This window comes from Ruegeria sp. BHSA123 (assembly GCF_059613425.1).
This window is the reverse complement of record NZ_JBXWSL010000005.1, coordinates 154,233-164,612: the sequence shown is the minus strand read 5'-3', so window position 1 is coordinate 164,612 and position 10,380 is coordinate 154,233. Positions and strand designations below refer to the sequence as shown.

Here is a 10,380-nt window from a genome sequence, read left to right as displayed (position 1 = left end):
GATCCAAGTAAAAAGACTATCAGAGCCAGGCCGCCACGCGGTCGGTGGAACCCCCGCCGGACTGAGCCTGAACATTACTGATACCGGGGCCAGATCATGGATATTCCGGGTCACGGTTGGACGCAACCGCAGACATATTGGCCTCGGACCTTATCCAGAGGTATCTCTCGCAGAAGCGCGCGAACGAGCGCTGGAGATGAAGCGCAAGATCAGTGCTGGCATTGACCCGGTTGAGGAGCGCCAGATCGAGCGTGCCGCACTCGCTGTCGAGCAAAGACAGCGCACCACCTTCGAGGATGCTTTCGAACGCTACTACGAGGAGAAAGTGCAAGGCGAGCTAAAGAACGTCAAGCACATCAAACAGTGGCGCTCGACGCTGACCACCTACGCCTTCCCTGTGATCGGCGATAAGGCTGTCGCGATCATTTCAGTCGAGGATATCCTAGCCGTCCTGCGCCCGATCTGGAGCACGAAGAACGAGACCGCATCGCGCGTGCGCCAGCGCATCGAGGCGGTCCTGGATTGGTCCAAGGTAATGGAGCTGCGCGAGGGTGAGAACCCAGCGCGGTGGAAGGGCAACCTGCAACAGATCCTCCCCTCGCCCAACAAGGTGCAGAAGGAGAACAGGTATCCGGCCGTCGCCCTGGAAGAGATCGAGGAGTGGTTCCACGTGCTGCGCACTAGGGAGGGTATCGCAGCCCGAGCGCTGGAGTTCCTGACACTGACCGCGTCTCGATCAGGCGAAGTGCGAGGCGCGGTTTGGGATGAGATCGACCTGGCCAATGGCATCTGGACAATCCCCGGAGAGAGAATGAAGGTCGGGCGCGAGCATCGTGTGCCACTTTCCGCCGCTGCGGTCGACCTTCTTGCTGACCAGCCGCGCCTGATGGACTGCCCTTATGTCTTCCCGTCCCCAAAGAATGGTCAGATGTCCGACATGACTATCTCTGCCGTGATGCGCCGGATCCAAGCTGCCGAGGAAAAGGAGGATCGCCCGGGTTTCCTTGACGCCCGCTCGCGTCGACCAGCAGTGCCACATGGTCTGCGCTCCAGCTTCAGGGACTGGGCTGCCGAGCGCACTAACTACCCTCGAGACATGGCCGAGATGGCACTCGCGCACAATGTCGGTAGTGATGTGGAACGCGCGTATAGGCGCGGCGACATGGTCGAGAAGCGGCGGGAGATGATGGAAGAATGGGCGCAGTTTTTGATTCCAAAAGTCGTTGCGGCTGGACCTCGAATTCTGAATGGGTAAGCTGCTTGATCTCGACGGTGACGCCGTTGTGTTGTTGCGGCTGGACCTCGAATTCTGAATGGGTAAGCTCGGGTCGTATTGTTCTTGTTCATCGTGGAAGTTGCGGCTGGACCTCGAATTCTGAATGGGTAAGCTGGGACCGATCAAGCTATCATCGCCCGCAAAGTTGCGGCTGGACCTCGAATTCTGAATGGGTAAGCTAGGATACCGACGCACCCCACACCTGACCGTGTTGCGGCTGGACCTCGAATTCTGAATGGGTAAGCTGACATTTTCATTCACGCCCAGGGTTCCTGAGTTGCGGCTGGACCTCGAATTCTGAATGGGTAAGCTCGTCAAGAAAATCGGTCACGGATACAAGTAGTTGCGGCTGGACCTCGAATTCTGAATGGGTAAGCTGGTGCCCACGAACAGGGCGTCAATGTCCGTGTTGCGGCTGGACCTCGAATTCTGAATGGGTAAGCTGTTGGACGATCCGGACGTGGGCGCGGTTTAGTTGCGGCTGGACCTCGAATTCTGAATGGGTAAGCTTTCATGTGAGATACCCCTCCGGGTTGGGCTGTTGCGGCTGGACCTCGAATTCTGAATGGGTAAGCTCATCGCGGACACTTTCGGCAGGGACCGAAGGTTGCGGCTGGACCTCGAATTCTGAATGGGTAAGCTCTCTGCGGCCCACTTCTTGACGGGGAACATGTTGCGGCTGGACCTCGAATTCTGAATGGGTAAGCTCGCACCAGCGTAGCGTCGGGCTGGCCGTCAGTTGCGGCTGGACCTCGAATTCTGAATGGGTAAGCTTGGGTGGCGAGAGCCACGGCCATCGCTTCAGTTGCGGCTGGACCTCGAATTCTGAATGGGTAAGCTTGATGTCAGGGTATATGCGGCGGCTGCATTGTTGCGGCTGGACCTCGAATTCTGAATGGGTAAGCTAACGAACTCGGCTACACACCCGTCTACGGTGTTGCGGCTGGACCTCGAATTCTGAATGGGTAAGCTTCTACGAACAAACGTCGCCACATTATCTTGTTGCGGCTGGACCTCGAATTCTGAATGGGTAAGCTACAATCCGCAAAATCCGCACAGCGTCAATCGTTGCGGCTGGACCTCGAATTCTGAATGGGTAAGCTAAATTGCTCATTTTCTCACCTCAAGGCCCTGTTGCGGCTGGACCTCGAATTCTGAATGGGTAAGCTATAAGCTGCCGCCAGTGCAGCGGGATATTTGTTGCGGCTGGACCTCGAATTCTGAATGGGTAAGCTGCTCCCTTGTTGCTTACCTGATGGGCATCAGTTGCGGCTGGACCTCGAATTCTGAATGGGTAAGCTAGAAGCCTTCGGGATTCAAACCCGACGCATGTTGCGGCTGGACCTCGAATTCTGAATGGGTAAGCTAGATCGCCGGGGATGTTATTGTTTTTACAGGAGCATTCTCGGCTACTAGCTGAAATTTCCAGCGCGAATCGGTCAAAACATCACCAGTTGCTGTGGATTTTCGCGGGCTTTGCGGCGGCCCTGATCCGAGAAGTGGACGATATCACGATACTGCCGATCGGTGAAGTTCAGGATTTGGATGTCGCCCATCTCCGGTAGGTTGCGCCCGATTCGGTTGACCCGGGTCTGGAAGGACTCCTTGCCGTTGACGAAGCGGGCATAGACCGAGAACTGGCTGCGCTCGAACCCCTCGTCCAGCAGGAAATTCCGGAAATCGGTCGCGGCCTTGCGCTGCGGTTTCGTATCGGTCGGGATGTCGAACATCACAAGTATCCACATGATCCGGTATCCTGATAGAACTTCGGGTTTCACGCTCATCGGCCCAGCCCCGCGAGTGTGAGCGTGTCGGGCGGACGCGGCAAGGCAAGGGACAGCTTTCCTGCCTCGAAACTCTGCCCGAGCGATGTGGCCAATTTGGTCAAGGCGACCGAGACCGGCGTGAGGCCGTCGCCAAGAGGCAGGTCGATGGCGATCAGACGGGCGAGGGTCTGCTTGGCGAGGGTGTCAACCTGTGGCCCGTGATCCAGCGCGATATGACGCGCGGCGCAATCGACAAGCGGACGGAAAGGCTCCATCAGGTCGTCGGCCAGGGCGAAGGCATTGCCACGGTTTGAGTGGTGCAATCCGATCGAGTGATGCAGCCCGGCGGCGACGATGGCACGTGCCGTAGCCGCGCGCAGCACGGTGTAGCCATAGTTCAGCAAGGCGTTGACATCGGGGGCGTCGGTGTCGCGGCGGAACGCCTCTCCCATCATCCGAGGCCAGTAGTGGCGGGCGGCCTGAGCTTCGATATTGGTGCTGTCCCCCGAGGTGATCTTGCGCAGCATCATGCGCAGCGGTGCGTCGGTCTCTCCCATGGCGGCGAGGGCGGCGGCCTGCATGGCGATCTTGGCCGTGACGACCTGTTTCCAGGCCTGCTTGATTAGGGGTTGCCTTGCTTGCCACTGAGCACGGATCCGGCCGCCTTGAGCATGGTGACCCTCGAGCGGCATGAGAACCGAACGGGGCGCATGGTTGGCCCCACAGAGCACCACCGGCGCTCCCCGATCCGCCAGTTCGGTCAGCAAAGAGGTCGACCATGTGGTGCCATGAGCATGGACGATGACACCGGCGATCTGGTCAAGCGGCGTGCGACCGATTTCCCGACCGCCTTCCGACACCTTGAGAAAGCCCCGATCGCGCGACAGGTGGCGCCCGTCGGTGGTGATATCTATAATCTGATCCATTTGTTGCACTCCCAACACGTTGGAAGAATGGCACAATTTTTCGATTCGCGCGAACCTTGCCGGATCTGAGCAAGATCAGGTTGCGGGACCCGGATCGCGCAACCTACCCATTTCATCCACGAAAACACGGCGGATGCGCGCCTTGAGGAGCGAGTTGGCGGACATCTGGTAGAACTTGAACGGGTCGGAACCGTCGCGGTTTCGCGCATCCGCGTTGGCCTCAGTATGGGGCACCATGTAGAGTCCGTTCTTCACGTGCATCGACTGCACGTAGCAGATCACCGTTTGCCCCCCGATCTGGATCGCCGCCATGTCGCGTTTGAAGATGCGGAGCAGGCGTTTGGCGGCGGGGTGAGGGCGCCGGTTCGTGTTGCCATGCGCCTCGAACGTGGTGATCACCTGGGCCACGGCCTTGCCATCGGGCAGGCGCCAGATTTCATAGCAATGGTTGCTGTCGCCCTTATAGGCCTTGATCGGGGTGCCGTCCGGCCCGTCGATTTCGACCCTAGCCGAGGATTGCAGGCTTTCGATCAGGCGGACATGCCGGATGCCGTGATAGGGGCCGGGCTGGTCCGCGAAAGCGCGCAGGGCGCCCTCGAAAACCTTGCCGTCCTTGCCCATGGTGGCGAGGGCGAGTTTGCGCTGAAGCAGCGGATCGCGGATGTTCTTGCCCTTGGTGGTGACCTCGATGTCGCCAGGTTTGAGCGATAGGAGCGGCGTGCGACTGACCACAGTCTGCGAATCGACGATTCCATAGGCAGTGTCGTTGTGCAACTGCCCGGTGGTGCTGTCGCGTCCCTGCTTTCGCGCTGTCCTGCCGATCTGCCCATGATCGGCGCGGTGCGAGACGATAATGCGATCCAACTGGCTGCCGATGTCAGTGCGGAAGTGCTCCCAAGGTTCGGGGGTAGAGCGAGCGACTTCCTCCGCGGATTTGCCGTCTTCCTCATCATGTCCGGCGCTGTCTGCAATCTTCTTGACCAGGCTGCGGCTAGTGGCGGCGATGACGGCGGCGTCGATGGCGTGGTGGCGGTGGTCGGTGCGGTTCTTGGCCTTGCCGGCACCTTCCCTGTCGGGCAGCAGGGAATTCAGCCCCCAGTGGCGACGCAGCATTTCAGTCAGGCGACCGGGCACGATCCAGACATGGCCGCCTTGGGTATAGAGTGCGTCAAGATAGGTCCGCGCCAGCCGTGACAAATATTGCGTATCGACGAGAGCTCGGTCGAGGAAATCGTTCTCTCCCTCGAACCTCTGCATTGCGTCGGGGGCAAAGCGCCATACCTTGTTGTCGGGGAGGTTTTTGAGGTTGGACTCGATGGCGTCCCATTCTTCAGTATCGCCCCAGGCTTCCCACGGAGTCTTGTTCGCCTTCCTGCGATTGGCTTCGCGCAGGCAGATAGTGCGGTTGGCGAAACTGTCGTCGAGGGTGCGGGAATAGGGCAGGATGTGGTCGATATCGCAAGTGCCGTTGAACAGCATCTCGACGCTGATCGGCTTGCCAGTGTAGGGGCACTGCCGCGGGCCGATGGCGGGTCCGAGATCCTCGTAGAGGCGCAGGAGCATCCGGTTGGCGCCTGTATCCGGCTGTCCTAGGTCGACCAGCTGAGCGCTGCGGCGCTCGGCGTTATCGCGGTTGTCGCGGTTCTTGCGATTGATCTCGGCCTTCTGCTTTTCCGACTGCTTCAGCTCGCGCGCCAGTTCGACGACGATCTGGTCGGGCTTGCCATGGACGGTGACGATGAGGTTCACCAGGCGGCGGAGCTGATTCAGGCCGATATGCACGGTGGGGTTGGTGATCCGGCCGAAGTAGTCGGCGGCCTGCTTGACCGGATCGTGCCGGGCGGCTTCGAAACTGCCGGGGATGACGTGACGCTCGAGGATCTCGCCGTAATAAGGAAGCTGATCCAGAACTTCGCCGGTGCGATGATTGGAATGGTGCCAGCCGCAGGCTGCAACGGCGGATGCATAGGTCAGCACATCTGATTGCAGCGCGGCAAGGATGCGTCGCGTGGCGGTCGGCCCGAGGCGGGAATAGCCCTCTGGAAGGGGGGCATTGGCGGTGGCGGTGGCTTGCGCGCGTTCCAAACCGTGTGTGCTCATCAACCAGTCGACCAGCGCAGCGAATTCGGTCTCGCTTTGCATTGCGCGGATGCGGCGTATCACTTCCCATTGCGTGTCGGGATCGAGCGTCGACCAGTTCGGCCCGAAGCGCTCCGGATGGCGCAGAGAGGAGCGCACGGGATCGCAGGCGATGACGTCACGGTTGGCCGTTTCCAGCGTGAAGCGTTCCCCCGGGGCAAGCTTCACCTCCTTGCCCAGTGCGGTCAGCTTCATCGCCATGGAGGCGAGCGTCCTGGTCGGTTTCTTATTGTCTAGCGCGTGGATGATCGTATCCCGCTGCTCCCGCGTTAGCGGGCGGCTTTCACGGCCAGTGACGGTGATGCGCAGGTTGTTGACGGTCTCGTAGAGGACGCGGCGCTGGGTCAGCGGATGCGCCTTGGGTAGGCGACGCTCGTCCGACGGCACATCGTGATGGCCCGAGAATAGGCAAAGGCCGACCTCGGGTTCCTTGAGAGGGCGCTGGTAGAAGATCGTCTGGAAAACCGCCTCGCGCAGTTCGTTCGTCAGCACCTCAGGTTGATGCACCGCCTGCGCCTCCCATATCTGCGCGAATTCATCCTCCAGATGGCGGCGATCGGGATAGAAATCGTAACCGGCCTCCTCCTTGGTATCCGGCCCGCCGCGTTTTGCAACAGTCAGCCGAGTGCGCACCGACGGCACACGGCGCGGATCGGGGGCGGCGGCCCGGCGCATGTGAAGAAACTCGCCATAGGTCCGGGCCCCCTTGATGGCCATTTCCTGATCCAACCGCGCTGTGGCATCCTTGATCGTGCCGCTTTCATTGTCGCCGCGATCCGTCTTGCGGTTCGATTTGAAACCGCGCCGTTGATTGAGGTGAAAAAGCAAACGGCCAAGGTGGTGCAGGGGCAACGGATCATCGAGCGCGGTGGCGCGAAGCTCATAAGGGTCAAGAAGTTCAAGCGCCTTGGCCTGGACCGGGTCGGCAGGCATCAGCCCGGCGTCGGCGAGCTTGCGCATCAACGACGCGCGGCGGCGCAGGTATCTGTCGCGCCGCCGACGCATGGCCCGGGCGGCGCGTCGGTCAACGGCCAGCGAAGCCTTGGATTTGGGATCCCTTCCGTCTGAGAATATCCGCACCCCACCGTCGATAACTTCGGTAATGTTTTCGCCATCGGTTGCATAGAGCCACCAGCCAATGGAGTTCGTGCCAATATCGAGACCAAGCCGCATGAAAATTACCCTCCGAATGGAGACAATCTCCTGAAGAAACAATTCAACTGCAAGATGATATTGCAGCAATAGCTGGGAAATGATAATATCCAACAACATTCAGAATTCGTGGTCGAGCCGTTAACAAGCACTCGATTGCACCAAATTGAAAGGCGGGCCACGGCCCGCCTTTCCTTTGCGCCCATTTTTGTCATATCACATCCCGCGAAGCGCGCTCATGCCCCCACCTATTGATGATCCAGGATGCGATCGAGCTCGGTGACCGAGTTGACCTTGAAACAGATCAGGTCCGCGCGCTCCAACTCGCCATAGGCCTCAGATCAGCGTGGCGGCCGTAAACCGGCTTCGTCCATCTCTTTCGCGATTCGGCCGAGGCTGCGATCGGTCGTGCCCCGGTTGCCGTAGGTGGGCGAGAACTTGGTGATGAAGTCGGTGAGGTTCTTGTGGATGTTACTCGCCTGCTGCTGGAGCATCGTTGCAATAGTGAATCGGCTGGTGTTGTAGGCGCTGACGTGATCGCCGCTGGCGGCATAGAGGATCTGCTACCGGACGATCTCGTCCATGTCGACCGGGAGGGTCTCAGCCAATGAGAACACACCATCCTTGGTCGGCGCCAGGATGCAATCGCGACGATGCAACACCACTAAGTGCAACACGACCTTGTCACACTCGAATTGCTTGAAATCGCATCGGAGAAGTTCAGCGATTGACCAAACAAAACTGCCCGAGCTCTTGATGTCGTTGTTGCTCATGAATGCCGCAAATTCTTTTCTCGTATAGGATGTTACGTCGCGATCGGAAGCGCAAGCACGATTGCAGCTGCTTCGCGTCAGATCGCTTGCCCGCCGCAATGCGGCTCTCGGCGTAAAGAAATTTGACAGTGCAGCTTGAGCATAGCTGCCCAGCGGCATAGACCGCTGTCGTCCCAGATGAAGAACATCCTCATGTCCAATAGCAATACTGCGTCGGAAAAAGCCGTTCACAAGCCACGCGCCCAACGTCTTGCGGCCGCCTCCGCCCTGTTCGAAATCGGCGAGCTTTCAGAAGAGATTTCTGATCAAAGCTTCATTCTTCGCCTCAACACAACCGTGGCTCGGCGAAAAGCAGATGCCGAGAAGAACACGCCGGCCAATCTCTCGGGTGCAATCTCGTCAAAAGGGAAGCTTCACAGGCACGCGGAACTCGCCGCCTTCGGACGCTGGCTTCTTCTCGAAGGACAAGCCGGGATGAAGAAACATGGCGGAAAGCAGCCGGACCCACGCGTGATCCTGAAATGCGTCGCAATTGCCATGAATGAGTTGCGAGTCCGCCCTAAACTCCAAGAGCTCGGCCTCGCCCATGCCACTCGGGAAAGTCGCAAGAAGGAAATCACAAAACGAGACCTAGCATTACGATGGGAAGGTATGTTCGGTGATCTGAAAGACCCTTCGTTTTTCGATACGCGCCTGCGGTCAATGAAGCGTATCCTATCCGCCTACCTAGAGCACATGCAGTCCGGAGCCTTTGTGGTTGACGGCAAGCAGATTTGGGAATCGCAGGAAATCACGAGAGTTCTGGAGGCGATATCCCGCAAAAACACGCCTCGACCAGAAGCGAACGTCTCCGCGATGGCGGAGTCAGTGACGCCAGTGCCGGCAGATCTGGCACCATTCGATATCGAGCTACGTTATTCGTCGTCTGCGCAGGAGGATGAATATCGCAACCTCACCGGAAGCTCGCTGCCGCCATCCCGACTGCGATACAAGCCGACTTCGGTGTCTTCTACATCAACGAGCGGCACGGTCCGCGAGGGTCGGAAAGACAAGATCGTTTTGGTCCCGGAAATCACCATACGCGGCAACTGGATGGTCGAGGCGTTGGTCGACCGGCTGGTGCTCCTGGTTAAGACAACGACCCCAACGGCACCTCATTATCTCAACAATAAGATTTTCGAGGCGACGGGCTCAAAGATTTTCGCACATGACTTAAGAAAGCAAATCAACAAGCGAGACTGGCGCGCCTCTCTTCCGCGACTAAACTCCACGAAACCTTTAGGTCACTATTTCGCAGTCTTGATCCAAGATCCCGACCCGGAATTGCTTTCTGTCATTCTTAACGTGATCCGAGACGCCCATGGGATCGATGGTGAGGTCAATTTTCATCTGATCGAGATTTCCATCGACTTCTACCCGCGCAATAGCGGATTTCCGGAAGAGGCAATTCTGTTCCGAGAGAAGATGGTTGGGCTACTACAGCGCCATCATTGGGCAAAGCACAGCCTCTTTCATCGTCACTGTCTGCCTGTTCCACGTAATGCGGATGCGAGACAGTTCTATCTGGAAGCCAATAATAAAGCGAAGACAGACTACTTCTTCGCGAAGGAGAGGCAAACGACATCCGGCTCTGATTGCGACCTCGACGATCCGGATGTTCGAAAGCACTTGCTGGCCACCCGTCCCGGACGAGATCTTTACCTGAACTCGACAATCTGGAAGGGCGCCGAAAACTCAGCATACCAGGTCAGTATCCAGCACAAGATCGCCAACCGTCGAAACCCTGGAAAGCAAACTAAGGAAGACCTGCAAGGTCCAGAGCGCCGTGCACGGATTGAGGTTACGATTTCCGGAGGTGACACACTTCGAAAGGAAGGGCTAGACAACGTGATCGACCTGGCGTCTGTTTCGTTCCGAAAATTGGCCATGCCCTTTCTTTCTTTCAAGCTCGCTGAGATTGAGCCCTTTCAACACTTATTTGACGACGCACAAATCCAGATGCGGACACGCGGCGTCTACGGGATAGAGTTGAGGAACCGCGCACGAGCGCTTGAGGAACGTGAGGAGCGGCGACGCGGCGGCCAGAAAATGGGCCGCAAGAATGATTTGGAAGGCCGAGGACTGGTAAGCTGGAAGGAGATGAATGACGTGGTCGGGAAAGCGCTTGATGAACTACAGCGTCGATGGACCTGCTTCTCCTGGAAATAGGCTCAGCGCGCGAAGCGAATTAGGGGCCGAGTGATCAAGTTCGACGTATTGTGCCAGCGCCGCGACCTCGACGCCTGCGCATCTGTCTTCAGCGTGATGCAAGGTGAGGAGTATGCTTAGTGTGTGATGTGTAGGTATGG

6 protein-coding genes, 1 pseudogene and 1 CRISPR repeat array are annotated in these 10,380 nt (G+C 58.4%); of the genes and pseudogenes, 2 read left to right on the top strand and 5 right to left on the bottom strand.

The features are described 5' to 3' along the window. Nucleotide 1 precedes the first annotated feature (1 nt). Nucleotides 2–1,144 (top strand): annotated as a pseudogene (locus AC2FNC_RS04615) (tyrosine-type recombinase/integrase); the annotation flags it as partial. A gap of 78 nt (nucleotides 1,145–1,222) precedes the next feature. Further along, nucleotides 1,223–2,643: direct repeats of the CRISPR family, unit length 36 nt; unit sequence GTTGCGGCTGGACCTCGAATTCTGAATGGGTAAGCT. 72 nt (nucleotides 2,644–2,715) lie between these two features. Here the strand turns inward: AC2FNC_RS04615 and cas2 are convergent. The 5 genes from cas2 to AC2FNC_RS04590 all read right to left on the bottom strand — a co-directional run bounded on the left by cas2 (nucleotide 2,716) and on the right by AC2FNC_RS04590 (nucleotide 8,191). Then, complete coding sequence (cas2, locus tag AC2FNC_RS04610; protein WP_496714723.1) at nucleotides 2,716–3,021, bottom strand: CRISPR-associated endonuclease Cas2; 306 nt, start codon at nucleotides 3,019–3,021, stop codon at nucleotides 2,716–2,718. Between the two features lie 35 nt (nucleotides 3,022–3,056). Continuing rightward, nucleotides 3,057–3,968 (bottom strand): type II CRISPR-associated endonuclease Cas1, encoded by a 912-nt coding sequence (gene cas1, locus AC2FNC_RS04605; RefSeq protein WP_496714721.1) that lies wholly within the window; start codon nucleotides 3,966–3,968, stop codon nucleotides 3,057–3,059. A gap of 75 nt (nucleotides 3,969–4,043) precedes the next feature. Beyond that, entirely contained in the window at nucleotides 4,044–7,379 is a 3,336-nt protein-coding gene (gene cas9, locus AC2FNC_RS04600) for a type II CRISPR RNA-guided endonuclease Cas9 (RefSeq protein ID WP_496714720.1), read from the bottom strand. Between the two features lie 221 nt (nucleotides 7,380–7,600). After that, the gene (locus AC2FNC_RS04595; RefSeq protein WP_496714719.1) at nucleotides 7,601–7,753 is read right to left on the bottom strand and encodes a hypothetical protein; all 153 of its coding nucleotides are present in this window, start codon (nucleotides 7,751–7,753) and stop codon (nucleotides 7,601–7,603) included. Between the two features lie 69 nt (nucleotides 7,754–7,822). Next, entirely contained in the window at nucleotides 7,823–8,191 is a 369-nt protein-coding gene (locus AC2FNC_RS04590) for a hypothetical protein (RefSeq protein WP_496714718.1), read from the bottom strand. An 18-nt stretch (nucleotides 8,192–8,209) separates the two neighbouring features. On the opposite strand from AC2FNC_RS04590, the gene AC2FNC_RS04585 reads away from it, so the two are divergent. Then, nucleotides 8,210–10,240 (top strand): hypothetical protein, encoded by a 2,031-nt coding sequence (locus AC2FNC_RS04585; protein WP_496714717.1) that lies wholly within the window; start codon nucleotides 8,210–8,212, stop codon nucleotides 10,238–10,240. Nucleotides 10,241–10,380: the final 140 nt, after the last annotated feature.